Annotated in this window: 11 protein-coding genes; 7 read left to right on the top strand and 4 right to left on the bottom strand. The window is 45.5% G+C overall.

Annotation, left to right across the window (positions count from 1 at the left end):
- Positions 1–43 precede the first annotated feature (43 nt).
- On the top strand, positions 44–922 hold the full coding sequence (locus tag OQY15_RS02670; protein ID WP_265787397.1) for a HipA family kinase: 879 nt from the start codon (positions 44–46) through the stop codon (positions 920–922).
- Positions 919–1,800: a hypothetical protein gene (locus tag OQY15_RS02675; protein ID WP_265787399.1), complete on the top strand. Its 882-nt coding sequence runs from the start codon at positions 919–921 to the stop codon at positions 1,798–1,800. Before OQY15_RS02670 ends, OQY15_RS02675 begins: the two co-directional genes overlap by 4 nt.
- Positions 1,801–1,884: 84 nt before the next feature.
- On the opposite strand, the gene OQY15_RS02680 is transcribed toward OQY15_RS02675, so the two are convergent.
- A complete protein-coding gene (locus OQY15_RS02680; protein ID WP_265787401.1) occupies positions 1,885–2,463 on the bottom strand; it encodes an NADPH-dependent F420 reductase in 579 nt (192 codons plus the stop codon).
- Positions 2,464–2,576: 113 nt separating this feature from the next.
- Complete coding sequence (locus OQY15_RS02685; protein WP_265787403.1) at positions 2,577–3,164, bottom strand: Crp/Fnr family transcriptional regulator; 588 nt, start codon at positions 3,162–3,164, stop codon at positions 2,577–2,579.
- A gap of 292 nt (positions 3,165–3,456) precedes the next feature.
- On the opposite strand from OQY15_RS02685, the gene OQY15_RS02690 reads away from it, so the two are divergent.
- The 3 genes from OQY15_RS02690 (at position 3,457) to OQY15_RS02700 (ending at position 7,581) form a co-directional block, all read left to right on the top strand.
- Complete coding sequence (locus tag OQY15_RS02690) at positions 3,457–5,256, top strand: amidohydrolase (RefSeq protein ID WP_265787405.1); 1,800 nt, start codon at positions 3,457–3,459, stop codon at positions 5,254–5,256.
- 60 nt (positions 5,257–5,316) lie between these two features.
- Positions 5,317–5,898, top strand: a complete 582-nt coding sequence (locus OQY15_RS02695) for a Crp/Fnr family transcriptional regulator (RefSeq protein ID WP_265787430.1) — start codon at positions 5,317–5,319, stop codon at positions 5,896–5,898.
- Positions 5,899–6,006: 108 nt separating this feature from the next.
- Complete coding sequence (locus OQY15_RS02700) at positions 6,007–7,581, top strand: family 43 glycosylhydrolase (RefSeq protein WP_265787432.1); 1,575 nt, start codon at positions 6,007–6,009, stop codon at positions 7,579–7,581.
- A 17-nt stretch (positions 7,582–7,598) separates the two neighbouring features.
- Here the strand turns inward: OQY15_RS02700 and OQY15_RS02705 are convergent, their stop codons facing one another.
- Complete coding sequence (locus OQY15_RS02705) at positions 7,599–8,369, bottom strand: response regulator (protein WP_265787434.1); 771 nt, start codon at positions 8,367–8,369, stop codon at positions 7,599–7,601.
- 1 nt (position 8,370) lies between these two features.
- Positions 8,371–11,535 (bottom strand): sensor histidine kinase, encoded by a 3,165-nt coding sequence (locus tag OQY15_RS02710; protein WP_265787437.1) that lies wholly within the window; start codon positions 11,533–11,535, stop codon positions 8,371–8,373.
- 369 nt (positions 11,536–11,904) lie between these two features.
- Between OQY15_RS02710 and OQY15_RS02715 the strand changes: the two genes are divergently transcribed.
- Positions 11,905–15,186, top strand: a complete 3,282-nt coding sequence (locus OQY15_RS02715; RefSeq protein WP_265787439.1) for a TonB-dependent receptor — start codon at positions 11,905–11,907, stop codon at positions 15,184–15,186.
- 10 nt (positions 15,187–15,196) lie between these two features.
- On the top strand, positions 15,197–16,885 hold the full coding sequence (locus tag OQY15_RS02720; RefSeq protein ID WP_265787441.1) for a RagB/SusD family nutrient uptake outer membrane protein: 1,689 nt from the start codon (positions 15,197–15,199) through the stop codon (positions 16,883–16,885).
- The last annotated feature ends 11 nt before the right edge of the window (positions 16,886–16,896 follow it).

The following is a 16,896-nucleotide window of genomic DNA, read 5'->3' on the forward strand; positions in this document are numbered from 1 at the left end:
GGGTAAACGCGATTTACACCTGAGCAATTGTTTCATCTCGTAAATGTTCACTGGATCTAAATGGAAAAAAATCCATATTTTAGGTCAAAATAATAATGTGATCAAATTAAAGCCAATACGTTTCGATGGTAAACTCAAGGGTGGCTCAACCAAACCCTGGAGCGTGTCATGTATTGACGAAGGTGATCCAGATCTAAAATTGTTTCCTTGTGTAGTAAAGTTATTTACACCAAATAATATTGCCCAAAGCTGTCACATCGCAAAGGAGTTTATTTGTAGTGAACTGGCCAGAGAGTTCGATTTGGACACCCCTGAGAGTTATGTGATAGACCTTAGTGACGAGGATTTCGTTGACACACTTACTCCTAAAGATTTAAAAGAGTTGCAAAGCAAACATCAGGGTGCAACATTCTGTAGCAGGCTTGTCAACGCTAGTTTAGTAAATGAAGAGCTTAAAAAGTCAACTTTTAGTATTTGGGATTGCGCTACATTATTTGCTTTCGATTGTATGATAATGAACGCAGACAGAGGGGGGCACCATAATAAAGCAAACTTACTACTGGATGATGATGGTTTCATTGTGATTGACCATGAACTCTGTCTTCATTTTATTGATAGCGATTCTGAGGATGCTTATGAAGCAATATTAGAGGAATTTAAAAATAATAACTGGCCTCAGATCTATCAACATCACTTATTCTACTCAAAATTGAAATCTTACCGGGGCCAAAAGAGAAACCTTTTCGACACCTTCAGAGAGTATCTTGACAGAATGGATGTTAATAAAATTGAATCATTGATCGCTCAACTGCAAGGGTTTGGAATTGACGTTGGTGGAAGTGATCGATTAATTCAGTATCTTTATTCCCTCAAACAAAATTCCAATAAATATTGTCTGATAATGTTAAGCCTCATTGCATGATAAAAGGAAAATTTCAATATGCTTTGTTACAATACCACCACTCGCAAATATTGGGAGAGGTATTGAATATTGGCCTTATTGCGTATTTTCCGCAGTATAAAAGATTGGAATTTATATATCCCGAGAAGCTCATCAGACTTAAATATGCTTATCCAAATGTTCCTGAAAAAACTATAAAATCTTACTTCCGGTATTTTCTGGAGCGTGTGAATATCTTAAACAAAAACCCACACTTATTCTATGATTTTGATATGGAGGGCGGATTACAGCAATTTTTAGAAAATCAATTCTTGGCGCCTGATGCCTCTGCTTTACAATTTGGAAATTATCGTAACTCTGTTCTTTACACACCAGATATCGAAAAAATCACAGATCAATTGTATAATTTATACTTTTCTGTGTTCCAGATTCAAGACAGCAATACTAAGAAAATAGATGAGTCCATTTTGCTCAAGAAATATAAAAATCTGTTGGGCAAATTCCTGACTAATGATCAATCATTGAATAAGACAAACAACATATATTTAGATTATTCTATACGTCCGGATACCAGCCCATCTATCAGATTTGACATAGCTTGGAAAGAACAAGACAACACGCATCTAGTAAAGCCCGTCAGTTTTGACCTGCAAAGACCTGAGTCCATTCAGCGAAAAGCATGGCAATATTTTGGGCAATTTGAAGACTTACAGGATTATGCAAAACAAAATGATTACTTGTTTGATGTTATCCTTGCTAAGCCTAAATCAAAGGATTTGTTTAAGCCTTATGATAATGCTATTCGCCTTCTTGAGAAACCAGAAAGGGTTAACCTAATTGAGTATGAGAAGCTTCCTAGCTATTCTCAACAGACAATGGAATCGATACTCGATCAATAAAATAAGTGATTTTTTCTGATTCAAAATCAATTTTGAATATATCATAAGAAGCGGCCTCTAATATATAAATAGAGACCGCTTATGTTACAACATAATCAAATTCAAACCAGAAAGCGGCTTTGCAAACTCCGTGATTGGAGAAGCTTGCTTCAGCCCCCCGAGATCTACTCCTGCAAATCCTAATTTAGCAATGATCTCTCCGACAGTCTCTTTCGCATCCTGATGATCACCAGAAAAGAAAATCACACGCTTACCATTACCAACAGCAGGGTCAGCATCCAGCGTTGCTGCCATCAGCGTATTGAAAGCTTTCACAACCTTCGCTTCAGGTATCTGTTCAGAAATCACAATACTTGTAGGTTGATCGTCAGCGCCGCTATTCATATTATTCGTAGCATCGATAACTATTTTTCCGGCAAGCTGTTTTTTTACCTTCTCCAACGCGCCAGCTATTTGGTCCCACATGACGGCAAGCACAACCAGATCTGCATTAGCAGCATCTTCAGTTGTTCCGGCTGATGCTAATTCTCCCAATTCTTTAACCAGAGCCTGCAAAGATTCAACTCCCCTTGAATTAGAAATAATCACGGGATATCCCGCATTTACAAATTTTTTCGCAAGTGCCTTACCGATATGGCCTGCACCTATAAATCCGACTTTCATAAGATTGTATTTTTAAATTGTTAGTTACAACGTAAAAATGGTATTGAAAGCCACTAAAAGACGATGAGATATAATATCAAATTATGTCGACTATTGTCGTACGCGCAGCTTAGTTACTGTGTTTGTTTGAGCTTTAGTTTGACACGGCTAAGCGTATCTTTACTAATACCGAGATAGGATGCGATAATATGCTGCGGGAATCGGTCAGCAAATGCAGGATAACGTTGGATAAGATCGGTATAACGCTTAGCCGCAGAATCAGCCAGGGCTGAAGTCAGCCGCTGGTTGTTTGCTATTTCCATCTGCTGATCGAGCTTCATCTTCATTATGCCGTATGCCGGAACGTTATTGAGCAGCTCAAGATCCCTTTCCCTCGTGATACAAAGCAAATGACAAGGCTCCAGCGCATCAATATGATACCGGCTGGGAACGAGATTGAAAAAACTTTCACGGTCGCCCATCCACCAATCTTCAAGGCCCAGCCTGATGACATGCTCCTGTCCCCTATCATCCACCGAGTACATGCGCATCGCACCCTTTACAATAAAAGCGTAATTTTCACAAATATCCCCAGCCTGCAACAGGTACTCTTTTTTCCTTAATCTTAATGGTCTAAAGTTTCGTCTGATCAGTGCCTTTTCATCGCTTGTTAATGGTGTAGCGCTGAATTTTTTCAGATAGTCGAAATATACATTGTACATGAAAAAGTCCTGCTGTTTTTTAAGATTTAATATTGTTGATAGTTAGGTAAATATAAACTAAAATGCCTGAATTCACCAACAAACCGAGGATAAATATTACACAAAACACTGATAATAGGTATTTTATGAATTTACAGCAAAGATAAAAATGTAAGCTCTCCGGAATTTTTATAGACATTTGTCTACGATTTTATGAATCAAATATCATCACCTCATTTTATCAGGATTAATAAAATTTGTCTCAGCTACCTCAAGGGTAACATCATCAAAAATTAATCAGACAAAATCAGATATGAAAAGAACTATTAGCTTAATCGCAGCAGCATGTATTGGATCAGGATTGTATGGGCAAACGCAAAAACCGGTAAACGGTGCTGACCTGATCGTCTATCACGCTAAGATCACGACCCTAACCGCAGCGCAACCACAAGCCACAGCACTCGCCGTAAGTGCCGGCAGAATTTATGCTGTTGGGAATGATCAGGAAATCCTGGCCCTGAAGGATGCCCACACGCGCCTGATCGATGCAGAGGACAGACGCCTGATCCCCGGATTGGAAGATTCGCATATGCATCCCTTAAATGAGCGCAATTTTAATCAAAAGGTAAGATGGGACGGTGTACCTACACTGAAACGCGCGCTGGAAATGCTTACAGAACAAGCGGCAAGAACACCGGAAGGTCAATGGGTAAAGGTGACCGGCGCATGGTCTCCCTATCAATTTAAGGAACACCGTCAGCCAACGATAGAGGAATTGAATAAAGCCGTGCCAGACAAGCTGCTCTGGGTGCAGTATGCTTACAACAGAATTTGGCTGAACAAGCCGGCAATGAAATTCTTCGGGATCGGAACACCAAAATTCAAAGTCGCTCCCGGCACGGAGCTTCAAAAAGACAAAAAAGGAAACTATACCGGTGTGATCGATGCGAATACCTTCGTATTTGTAGCAATGGATGCCATGATGCCGGAAACGACGCCGGAGGAGCAGGTAAGCTCACTGGAATACGTGATCAAAGACCTGAACCGCTTCGGGCTTACTACAGTCATTGAAAACAGTAGCGTTGTGGGTTATCCTGAGGGTCACGCCCCTATTGAAACGCTAATCAAAGAGAACAGGCTGAATATCCGTTTCCCCTTCGTAGACCTTGGATTTAACTATGATCCGAACAAGAGTTGGGTAGATACAGAGATAGAACGTATTACGAAGATTTCGCCATTGAGTCCGGGACAAAACTTGCATCCGACACTGGAACATGGCCATGAATATGAAGGAACGGGCGAAGTGCTTAACCCCGAGGTTCATGACCACGAGAACTTTGACAAACCTGCCATCATCATTCCTCAGGAAAAGATGAAGAAATATGCTGAAGAATATGTACGAAAACTCATACTGAAGAGAATCCCCTTCCGCATGCACATGACCTACAATGAAAATCTGACGCCCTTTCTTGACGCCATGGAAGACGTGGTAAAAACCACGCCACTGGACGGCATGCGCTGGGCAATCGAACATGCAGAGACGATCAGTGATGAAAATATAGCAAGGATAAAAAGGTTGGGCGGCGGCATCGCACTCGACAATAAAATGGCGCTGCACGGGGAAGCTTTTGCAAAGACTTATGGCATGGAAAAAGCTTTGTATACACCAAGGTTCAGAGATCTCATGAAAAGCGGAATTCCCCTGTCGCTCACTACAGATGCTTTCCGTGTTTCTCCGGCTAACCCATGGCTGGGCATCAGCTGGGCAGTAACAGGAAAAGCTGTTTCGGGTAACGTCATCCTGGCTGAAGATAACCGCCTGACCCGCGAAGAGGCTTTACGTCTGTATACCGTTGGTGCGGCATGGTTCGAAAACCATGAAAATGAAAAAGGACGGATAGCCCCGGGTAATCTGGCAGACTTTGTACTGCTTAGTGATGATTACTTTGCTATACCCGATGACCAGATCAAAGACCTCCAGTCTGTACTGACCGTTGTGGGCGGCAGAGTGGTTTATGGTGCCGGAAAATTCGTAGAGCTGACGCCTAAATTAGCGGAACCGCTGCCATCATGGTCACCAATCAAGTTTTTTGGTGGTTACCACTTTCAATAATTATAATTTAGCATCTGAGAGGATTTTATTCTAAATTTGAATAACAAGGGGCAGTAATAAATGTATCAGAAGTTAATCAATTACATTGAAGCATATTCAGGTTTACGAATAAATTCCTCTGAAATAGAATCGATAAAAAGTACGTTCCAGCCAAAAAAGCTGCGTAAAAGACAATTCTTGTTAAAATCTGGTTGTGTATCAAAGTTTACCGCTTTTATTACTAAAGGAGCCATTCGTCAATACTGCATAGATGATAAGGGAAACGAGAAGATTATACAGCTGTATGTTGAAAATCACTGGGCAGACGACCGGGCAAGCCTGATCACACAGGAACCATCACTTTATAACATTCAAGCCTGGGAAGACACGGAAATGTTGATCATCTCGCCAAAAGATATCTATGATCTGGCAGATCAGATTCCTGCCATAGCGCAAATGTTAAGGGTGATGGATGACAGGCACGCCATTGCTTTACACAAAAGGTTAAATTCAATGATATGTGGGACAGCAGAAGAACGCTATCTGGAATTCGCCAGCAAATACCCACACCTGGTACAGCGGTTCCCGCAGCATCACATTGCCTCGTATCTGGGTATTACGAAAGAGACGTTGAGCAGAGTCAAAAGACAAACCCTCCGTTAATACAGGACTCAAGTTTTATGCCTACCTGATATTTGAGACGATTCGTAAAGTAAATGAGTTAAGCTACTGTCCGTCAGCTTCTATTTTTGATCTACTAAACACTAGATCATGAAAAATAAAAGCATTTTCTTTTTACTCATCCCTGTGCTCCTATCTATCTTTTCCTCCTGTCAGAAGATTCAGAAGGAAACGCTCAACCCCGTTGAGCTAAGCGGCGAGGAGATGAATGGCCCACAGGTAAACTTTGTGGCTGCACCTTTTGGAACGCTCATAGACAGCGGCATCTATAGGATTCGTGGCATTTCATCGCTGCCCGCAGGACCCGTCGTGGAAGTCGCCGGAAACACCAGCACTGACCTGGCCAAGATCCAGCAATGGCCATGGTTTCCGAACAATGGACAAAAATGGCGGCTGATCAAAACCGACGCTACCTATTACAAAGTTGTCAATGTCACCAGCAACAAGTGCCTCACGTCGCCATCTTCTACCACAGGAGATCAGCTGGTACAGCAGACCGACAACGGCAGCGATTCGCAGCGCTGGTTAATCAGTTACACCGCTGCAAACGACAGCTATTCCTTTACCAATAAAGCGAACAGTATGGCGATGGTGGTTGATCCCCAAAACGCAGGTTCAGGCACTAAGATCAAGCAGAGAAGTACCGTTACAGGAACACAAAATCAGTTTCGCCTGACCAACCTCAACTTCCAGAACCCATTGGCCAACGGCAGCCGGGCGGATCCTTTTGTTGCACAGAAAGATGGTTTTTACTATTTCCTGTTTACGCAGGGCAGCAGGATTTCTATCCTCAAAACGCCATCCATGGCCCTGATGAATAACTATCCCATCGTAACCGTTTATACCCCTCCCGCCGGAACCGCTTACTCTCATGCTTTATGGGCTCCGGAGATGTTTTTTATTGCCGGCAAATGGTATATCTATTTTGCGGCGGATGACGGCGCAGATGCCAATCACCGCATGTATGTGTTGGAGAACCCTAATGCCGACCCAACCACAGGCACCTGGACCTTCAAAGGAAAGATCACGGATCCATCCGACCAATGGGCGATAGACGGGACCGTACTGACTGTTGGTACAAATAACTATTTCGTATGGTCGGGCTGGGATGACATCGCCACCAAATGGAAACAACACCTGTTCATCGCGCCTATGTCTGACCCATGGACGATCAGCGGCCCGAGGGTAAAGATCTCTACACCCACCAACACCTGGGAGAGATATGAGTCGACCGGCACTGGTCTGGGGGTTAACGAGGGTCCTATTGCCCTGCAGAAAGACGCCGGCAGTCCGGTATTCATTGTCTTTTCCGGCAGCAGATATGGCAGCGACAACTACTGCCTGGGATCGATACAGCTGAGCTCCGGCGCCAATCCGCTGCTCGCCACCAGTTGGATCAACAAAACACAAATCTTAACGAGGAATGATGCGGGAGGTGTTTATGGTCCGGGGCATAACGGCTTTTTTACCAGCAGTTATACAGATGCCAATGGGGTCTTCCGTAGCGAGAACTGGGTGGTCTACCATGCGCGCAATACCGCAGCCAATCCTGGTGGTACCAGGACGCCACGCATGCAGAAATTTACCTGGAACACGAATGGATCACCAAATTTCGGTCTAGCTGCACCGATCAATGTAAACATACCGATTCCGATAGGAGAATAATCAGTAAAAGCGCTTTTTTACCTTTCCGCCTTTGGCAAAGATGCGATGTATTCCAGGGCACTCATCTGGAAATATTTCTGGAAATTGCGGCTGAACATGCTGTGAGACCGGTAGCCTACCATCACACCGATCTCAAATAGCGAATAGCGGTTCTGCGCAATCAGGCTGGCGGCTTTTTTAAGCCGGGTAATATCAATCAATTCTTTCGGCGTTAAGCAGGAAAGCGCTTTTACTTTACGATAAAATGTAGGTCTGCTCATGAACATGTGATCTGCAAGGCTGTGCATATCAATATTGGGATTCCTGATATTTTTGCGGATAAATTCCTCCAGCTTCCGGAGAAAATCTTCATCCGCTTTGGAATGCGCCATTACCCGCATGTCTTCGAAGGGGGAGCTGGCAAAGTGATCCTTGATTTTGGAACGGTTTAATAACAAACTGGCGACCTGGATTTTCAGCAGTTTCTCGGAAAAAGGCTTGGCTACATAGGCATCAGCGCCATTCTCGAAGCCCTGAATATGATCATTTACCCCCTTCCGGGAAGTCAGCAGCATTACGGGAATATGGCAGTATGCGATGTCCGACTTCACCGTACGGCAGAGCTCGAAACCATCCATACCCGGCATCATCACATCTGAGATAATGAGGTGGATGATTTCCGTATCCAGCAGCTCCCGGGCACGGTCAGCATTTCCCGCCAGGTATACTTTGTAGTCATCCTCTAAGATCTCCTGCATCATATTGAGCAGATCCTCATGGTCGTCAATGATCAAAATACTATCCCTCATGTTATCCTATCTTTTTCCAGGTGCCTAAATTAAATTCGAATTGCTGATGCCGGGGAAGTGTCAACTTAAAAACAATCCGGTCTGCCGCACCAGAAGCCAGCACCAGGGTACCCTTATGCAGTTCCGTGAGCGACCTCGCCAGGGAAAGCCCGATTCCTGTGCCAGGTTTCGCGCTGGTTTTGACTCTGAAAAAGGGCTCAAATATCTTCTCATGGTATTCTTCAGGTATCGCTTTCCCGTCATTCGCAATGCTGATCGTAAAAGTATCCTCACCTGATGGGGCCAGGGTTACAAACACCGAGCTTGCCGCGTATTTGATTGCATTCGTCATCAGGTTACTGGATATCTTATAAAACGCTTCGCGATCCACAAACGCCACAATATATTCCTCGGGGAAGGAAGACTTTATGCTGATCTGATATTCCTGCGCCAGTTCAGCGAAGGAATCGAGCAGGTCGCGCAGCAAACTGCTGATGTCTGCGTTCACGAAGTTAAGACCATACTGCTCCATCTCTGTCTGCCTGAAATCCAGGAGCCTGGAGGTCAATTCGATCAGCTGATTGGTATATTTACCTATGGTACTCAGACTTTTACTGATGGCCGGATAATCTTCTGCTTTACTCAGGACCCTCCCTACCGGCACACTGATCAGGGTAAGCGGGGTTTGTATTTCATGTGCCATGTGGGTGAAGAACTCGATCTTTGCCTGGTAAACTTCTTTTTCTTTCTCATGCTCGAAGAGCTTGAGTTTGGTTTCGTTCCGTTTTCTCTGGTAGCGGTGATAGTACCGCAGCGCCAGAAAGACGGTCAGTACCCCAAAGATCACATAGAGGATATATGCAGTATTTGTACGCCATAAGGGAGGTAAAACCTCGATAAACAACTTTCGTTCTTTGCTTGCCCAGGTGCCGATATTACTGCTGGCCCTGACAGTAAATGTATAACGGCCTGGTGACAGATCGGTGAAATAGGCTTTGCGGCTTGAATTTGAATAGGTCCAGGACCGGTCCATACCGCTCATCATATAACGGTATTGTGCCAACTTCGGCGAACTAAAATTCAGGGCGGCGAACTCGATGCTGAAACTATTCTGCTCCGGCGCCAGTACAATCGTATCTGTATAATTGACAGACTTTTGCAGAGCGCTGCCTTTCCCGGCAGGAAGAACCTCCTGATTATTAACCTGAAAACCGGTGAAATAAATCCGTGGCGAAAACTCCTGCTGGTAAAGTTCCCGCGGATCAAAAGCCATCAGGCCTTTGACTGTACCAAAGTAAAGTCGCCCGTCATCACCTTTGCAGGCCGAGTTATAGTTAAACTGGTCGGAAATCAGGCCATTGGCACGTGTGTAAACACTGATCTTTTCCGTGCGGATATCCAGGCAAACCAGTCCTTTTGCTGATCCTATCCAAAGATGGCCCTGTTCATCCTCTACCATTCCATACAATACATCACTGGGCAAACCATTTTTCCTCGTGAATTTTTTGAATGAGCGCCGGTCTGCAGCAAGCTTGATCAGACCGCCGCCTATTGTGGAGAACCATAAGGCGTGCTGACTGTCCTCCATGATAAAATGCACAGAGAATTCCTTTTTGGGGTCGCCAAAGACAAGTTTGCCCTGCTTACCCGTTTGAGGATTGATATATACTGCAGTCTGCGACCGCAATCCAGCCCAGAGTTTCCCCTCATGATCCTGAATAACATGGTAGACAGCAGTACCTAATTTGAGCTGTTTGAAACGGCTAAAAGTCTTTTTCCGGGGAACATAACGGAATAAACCACCATAGTCACCTGTAGTACCTACGATCACCTCAATGTCGCGGCTCAGGCACATCGTCAGCGCGAAGTCACTCCCCTTCTCTCCAGGTTCATTGATGATCCTGAACTCATCGGTAATCCTGCCACTTCGCTGGTCCATGATCTGCATGCCATGATAAAAGGAGCCTATAAACAGCTGGTTACCCAGGCCCAGCAGGGTATGTATATTGGAATGGAAGCCACTGTTTTTCCTTGTATCGGAGGTATAGTTGGTAAAAGCTTTGGTTTTGGTATCCAATCGGTTAAGCCCTGCATCTTCGGTGCTGATATATAAATTACCTTTTGGATCCTTCCAGATTTCGCTCACTGCATTTCCGGACAAGGAGTTCTCAAAGGGTACCGGATAGTATTTGTCAAACCTGGCATTCTGGCGCGAATGGTAGTTAAGCCCCCCGAAAAAGGTTCCTACCCACATATCGCCAGCTTTATCTCTGAAGACGGAGTAAACTGAATTGTCAGAAATCGCATAGGGATCTCCCGGTTTTTTTGTCAGCCGCTCACAACTTTTCTTTTTCAGGTTATAGATGTAGAGACCCGTCTCGGTACCAATCCAGTACTCATCTTCCTTACTCCGGTAGATATCGCGCACCAGAACACCATTTTCTGCATCGCGGAGTAATGGAACTTCTTCGGTATCCCCGGTGTTGCTATTGTAAATAATCAGCCCTTGTTTGTAGCCGATAAACATCTTTTCGTTCGTTATCGGATAGAGTTCTGTAATCGCCCGCATGTTCGGCGCAATTCGGGCATCGACAACCCTTTTATGCGAGATCTGCTTTGTTTTCGTATCACAGGTATAGAGGATGCCATCAGAATTGCCCAGCAGCAGGTTCCCATCAGGCTTCAGCGCAATCCGTGAGACCTGCGTTTTCATGTCATCGAGCTGATGCGATTTGTGGTCGTAGAAGAAGAGCTGGTTCTGACCGAGAATCCAGAAGTCGCCACGTTTGTCGATCACAAAGCCATTGATATAAGCCTGCGGCCCTTTCTGCAGTGAACTGATCTCCTCTGTAAGCGGATCATAATGAAAAATCCCTTTACCTGTTCCTATCCAGAGTTTACCCTGTTGATCTTCTACTATTGAAGTGATAAAGTCATTCCAGAGGTTCTCAGAACTGAGATTATTGTTGCAGATTGATTTGAAGGTATAACCATCGAAACGGACCAGACCGCCGCGTGTACCGATCCAGATGAATCCGTTGTGATCCTGGGAAATCGTATTGACGGAATTATTAACCAGGCCGTCTTCGGTCTCGAAATGTTTAAAATAATATGACTGTGCCCCAGCCTTAAAAGGCACAAGGCATACCCATAAGATCATGGCTATTCCCGAAAGTATACATTTCATAATTGGTCATCTCAAATATACTTCAAATCAGGGCGACTTGTACATGTCTTAAACATCGTCCCTGAATCTCATAAATTTTTTAACCCTACGACTCTAATTATCAGGAAACTAAATCGAATTAGTTAAATCTGCTTTTCTGTTAAAATGAGACGAATAGTCAAATATTTGAACAGTATAGTAAATCATGCCAGATGGCGATTAAATGAGATCTCAATTTGAGACGATAAAGAAAGTGATTGAGCAAAACGACCAGTCACCACTCATTTACTTTGATGACCAAATATAATCAACCGCCTATGACATAAATCAATACAACACCCCTCCCTGTCACCTGCCATAACCTATTATTCACATAAAGAAATTATAATTATGAAAAAAGGACTTACCTATCCAGTCCGTTCTATACCCCTGCGCCTGCATTTTTTGACGCTCAAAGATGCGCTCGTAATACTTCCACTGATCTTTTGTCCCTGTTCAGTCGCTTTTAGCGCTGCATTTGAAGAACCTGTTGTCGATAACCGAACAATTACACACTTTGCCGATATCACCGTCAGAGGCAAGGTCGTGGACGAAAAGGGTGAAACCCTGCCCGGCGTAACCATCAAGGTAAAGGGTACCCAACGGGGCGTTACCACCAGCGGCGATGGCACATTCACGATTACAGTTCCTGCTGATGCAACACTAGTCGTTTCCTATGTCGGCTATACCACCACAGAAATAGTTGCCTCTGCTGACATGACCATCAGACTGGCCAGTGCAGCAAGTAATCTGGGCGAGGTCGTGGTCCTGGGATTTGGCTCAACGCAGAAGCGCAGCGAGCAGACCGCAGCTTACAGCACCCTGGCCGGAAAGGAACTGGTGAAGACCCCGGTTGCTGATATGACGAATGCCCTGATCGGGCGCGTGCCCGGTGTAGTGACCCGCCAGGGCAGCGGTGTTCCCGGGGAAAATGCAGCAGATATCTTTATCCGGGGACGATCTTCTTCCAATTCTGCAGCACTGATCATTGTAGACGGTGTAGAACGCACCTCCTTCGGAAACATCGATCCCAATGAAATTGAATCCATCAGTGTATTAAAAGACGCATCGGCAACTGCACTGTACGGTATCAAAGCCGGTAACGGAGTGATTGTCGTGACCACAAAAGTTGGAAAAGACGGCGCCTTCAGGGTATCCTACTCGGGTGGCGCTGGCTTGGTGAGCCTTACCGGGCTCCCTAATACAGTAAATGCATTTGATGCAGCAAGCTTCCAGACTGAAGGGGAAAATAACCTCATTGCAGCAAAGTTATATCAGCCGGATCAGCGAACGTTCAGGGATGAGGACCTGATCAAATTCAAAGACGGTTCAGACCCTTTGCGTTTTCCGGATGTGAACTGGTATAAAGCTGTAACCAAAAATAACTGGATGCGCACGCAGCATAACCTCAATTTCAGTGGCGGCAGTAAGTTCGCTACGTTCTTTATCTCACTGGGTTACCTATTTGAGGACGGTATGTTTAAAAAGTTTCAGCCCATTTACGGCTACCGGACTTCCAATTCGTTTACGCGCTATAATTTCCGCAGTAACCTCGATTTCAATCTAAGCAAGTCGACATTATTCAGCATCAAATTCGGAGGCCGCGTGGAAGATACCTTTGGCATACGCGGTGGTACAGCAGCTACCGGCGATACCGGTGGCACGCAGGCCATCATCAGCAGGATGCTGGCGATTCCGGCATTTGGTTTACCCTTCTTTCCCGAATATACCAGCCGTGCTACACCTGAGTTAGCTGCCCTGGATGATCTGTATAACAATCTCGAGAACTCCAGGATCGGGGTCAATACATTTAACCCCTATTCGCAGCTCACCCGAAATGGTTATTTCAACAGGATCAATAACACCATCGAGAGTGTCTTTGTGCTGAACCAAAAGCTTGATGTGATCACCAAAGGACTGAGTTTCAAAGGAACGCTGGGCCTGGATGCCTATATCATCGGCGTGAGGGCACAATCGGGCAGTTATGCGAAATACCAGGTAGACCAGGCCACGGGTGAAATCGTGCCCATCCCGGGTTTTTATAATGATAATTTAGGAGGTGTAAATACCAGTCGCGACGGGTATAATAAATCCAATCTTCAACTGGGATTTAATTACGACCGCCTGTTCAAACAACACCACGTTTCGGTATTGGCATTGGCCCAGCGGGAACTGCGCGGCGTTCAGCGCAATGTTGCCAACGCACCATTTGCCAACCAGGGTGTGGTCTTAAGTACCAAATACAATTTCGGCGGTAAATATTTTGTGGAGTTCAACGGGGCCTACAATGGTTCAGAGAACTTTGCTGCCGGCAAACGGTATGGTTTCTTCCCCTCAGTTTCTGCCGCCTACAACCTGAGCGACGAAAAGTTTCTGAAGGATGTAAGCTGGCTTTCCTTTCTGAAGATCAGGGGTTCATGGGGAAAAACCGGATATTCCAATCCTGCGGCTACCGGCGAAACCCGCTTTCTGTACAACAGCAACTATATCAACGGAGGGAACGCTGTAAATGCCACCGGCGGGATGTCTGGTGCCAACAATATCGTATACTTTGGCAACGGCAGCAGCGCGACCGCCAATTCTGTGGTGTACCAGAACCAGTTCGGAAACCCGGATATTACCTGGGAAAATTCGCTGAAAAGGGATATCGGTTTTGAAGCCAGTTTCTTCAAGAGTCAGCTCAAACTGACCGCTGATATTTACGACGAAGACAGGACGCTGATCGCTACTAGGCGTACCAATTCTTCTGCACTGACTTATGGCGCCACATTGCCTATCGTGAACTATGGTGCAAACTATAACAGAGGTTTTGAAGTAGAACTTGGATACAACAGCCTGAACAAGAATTTCAACTATGGCATACAGGTTCAGTACTCCCATTACCGCAACAAGATCAAAATAACCGATCAGGCGGTTAACTTACCGGCCTATCAAAGTCTGATTAACTCCCGGCTGGGGCAATACATCGGCTACAAGTTTATCGGATTCTACCAGGACGCCGAAGATATTGCCGCGAGTCCTGTCAATAACGTGACGGGTGTTAAGGTGATCCCGGGTGATTTGAAATACCAGGATACCAACGGCGATGGCGTGATTGATCCTCAGGATCGGGTAGCTATCGGCAACACAGATATACCGCAGGGAATACTGGGCGTAGAACCTACCCTGAGCTACAAGGGGCTGTCGGTATCGGCACTTTTCCAGGGTGCATTTGATGTGAATTCCAATGTTTTACCTTATGACCCGGGCCGCTTCCAGGTATATAGCCCGATGCTGGGCAGATGGCAATCACCGGCCGATAACCAAACCGCTACCTGGCCTGTGGCAAAACCTACGGGTTATGCAAATAATCCCAGTTATGTATTCAATTCATTCCTGCTGCAGCAATCCAGCTATGTCAAACTGCGGAATATCGAAGTAGCTTATCAGATCCCTGCAGCTCTTGCGAAAAAGTTCGGGGTACAAGGCATGAGGCTGGCGCTGACCGGACAGAACTTATATACCTGGACAAAATTTAAAGGGGGGCTTGACCCGGAGATCGCCAATGGATCAACGCAGGCGCAGGGGTTGGCCAATTCTAACATCTATCCCTTATCAAGGGTGTACAATTTAAGTATCAATGTGCAATTCTAATCTGAACTTTATGATGAAGAAAATATTTACCTGTTGTGTTTTATTGATCTGCTTAGGTCAGACAGGTTGTAAAAAAGACTTTTTGCAATTGGATCTGGGGACAAGACTGCCCGAGGACAAAGTTTTTGCCGATCCTTTGCTGGCCACACGGTTTGCCGACAATGCCTATAATTTTATGATCGATGAGTATGGCCGCCTTCAGGATACCTACAAGGGAACTACCAGCCAGTATACGGATGAAGCTACGGGAATATTAAACAGCATGTTCCCGGTTTGGGCGGGCAATTACCTGATATCCAGCACCGATATCACCAATACTTACTCCCGGATGTACCAGGGTATTCGTATCACAAATACGGTATTATCCAAATTGGATCAGGTACCCTGGTCGGGCAGTATCTTTAATCCAAAGATCGTACGCGCACAGATGCTATTCCTGCGTGGGATGTTTTACTTTGAGCTGGTCAAACGTTATGGTGGTGTGATCATCACTGACCGGGTGTATAGTGCAACGGAAGAAATCGACCTGCCCAGAAACTCGTATCAGGAAACGGTTGGTTTTATCCTGCGCGACCTGAAAGAGGCCGAGGATATACTGCAGGTAGAATCGTCGGTAAACTATTCTCCGGCAACGGATTGGGATGCAGGTAACTTCGGAAGACCTACCATCGGCGCTGTGAAAGCCTTACGGGCGCGTCTGCTGATGCTGGATGCCAGTCCATTACATAATGCATCGGGCGATCCCTCCAAATGGAACCTTGCCGCAGCAGCCTCCAAAGAGATCATTGACATGAATAAATATGAACTGCAGGCCGATTACAATACGCTGCTGAACGTGGACAATTCCCCGGAGTATATCATGATCAAGGTACGGGCCCCGAGACAAATCGGTGGATTTTTGAATGACTTTGTCATGTCTCCCGGTTCTGGAGGTGCACAGGGCTTACTCAACCCTACGCAGAATCATGTAGACCTCTACGAAGCTGTCAAACGGAATACAGCTACCGGACCGATCATCAGCAGTGCGCCGATCAACACAGCGGGATCGGGCTACGACCCGCAGAATCCCTATGTCAATCGCGATCCGCGTTTTTACGCCAATATCATTTATAACAATATGACCTGGCAAGGGCGCCAGATACAGATGTATGAAGGCGGGGCCGACTTCAGGATCAACACGCCTACCTACACGCGTACGCGTTACTACTGCAAAAAGTTATGGCCTGAAGTGTACAGAACGAACGCAACCGCCCGCAGTCTGATCAATTTTATTTATTTCCGCTATGCAGAAGTGCTACTCAATTATGCGGAAGCCCAGAATGAGGTGAACGGCGCTACGGCTGAAGTTTACCAATATGTGAACCGTGTGAGGACACGTGCAGGAATGCCGGGATTACCCGCAGGCTTAAGTAAGGAGGAGATGCGCAGCCGCATTCAGAATGAGCGGGGTGTAGAGTTCGCCTTTGAGGATATCCGCTGGTGGGACATTATGCGCTGGAAGAAAGGTCCGGAGCTGGTATCAAAACAACTTACAGCGATGAATGTGGTCAGGAACGGAACAGGTTTTACCTATGCTGTTGTCCCTGTAGAGGAAGCCTATCAGCGCAGTCCTTTTCAGGAAAGACAATATCTGTATCCCATCCCGCTGACGGAGATCAATAAATCCAAAGGGATCTTGCTGCAAAACCCGGGCTGGTAGTAAGCCTGATT

The organism is Pedobacter sp. MC2016-15 (assembly GCF_026239695.1).
Taxonomy (GTDB): Bacteria; Bacteroidota; Bacteroidia; order Sphingobacteriales; family Sphingobacteriaceae; genus Pedobacter.

Coding starts and splice junctions, on each gene's coding strand:
- OQY15_RS02695 (WP_265787430.1), top strand. CDS start 5,317: ATGTATCAGAAGTTAATCAATTACATTGAAGCATATTCAGGTTTACGA.
- OQY15_RS02690 (WP_265787405.1), top strand. CDS start 3,457: ATGAAAAGAACTATTAGCTTAATCGCAGCAGCATGTATTGGATCAGGA.
- OQY15_RS02710 (WP_265787437.1), bottom strand. CDS start 11,535: ATGAAATGTATACTTTCGGGAATAGCCATGATCTTATGGGTATGCCTT.
- OQY15_RS02720 (WP_265787441.1), top strand. CDS start 15,197: ATGATGAAGAAAATATTTACCTGTTGTGTTTTATTGATCTGCTTAGGT.
- OQY15_RS02685 (WP_265787403.1), bottom strand. CDS start 3,164: ATGTACAATGTATATTTCGACTATCTGAAAAAATTCAGCGCTACACCA.
- OQY15_RS02700 (WP_265787432.1), top strand. CDS start 6,007: ATGAAAAATAAAAGCATTTTCTTTTTACTCATCCCTGTGCTCCTATCT.
- OQY15_RS02670 (WP_265787397.1), top strand. CDS start 44: ATGTTCACTGGATCTAAATGGAAAAAAATCCATATTTTAGGTCAAAAT.
- OQY15_RS02675 (WP_265787399.1), top strand. CDS start 919: ATGATAAAAGGAAAATTTCAATATGCTTTGTTACAATACCACCACTCG.
- OQY15_RS02715 (WP_265787439.1), top strand. CDS start 11,905: ATGAAAAAAGGACTTACCTATCCAGTCCGTTCTATACCCCTGCGCCTG.
- OQY15_RS02705 (WP_265787434.1), bottom strand. CDS start 8,369: ATGAGGGATAGTATTTTGATCATTGACGACCATGAGGATCTGCTCAAT.
- OQY15_RS02680 (WP_265787401.1), bottom strand. CDS start 2,463: ATGAAAGTCGGATTTATAGGTGCAGGCCATATCGGTAAGGCACTTGCG.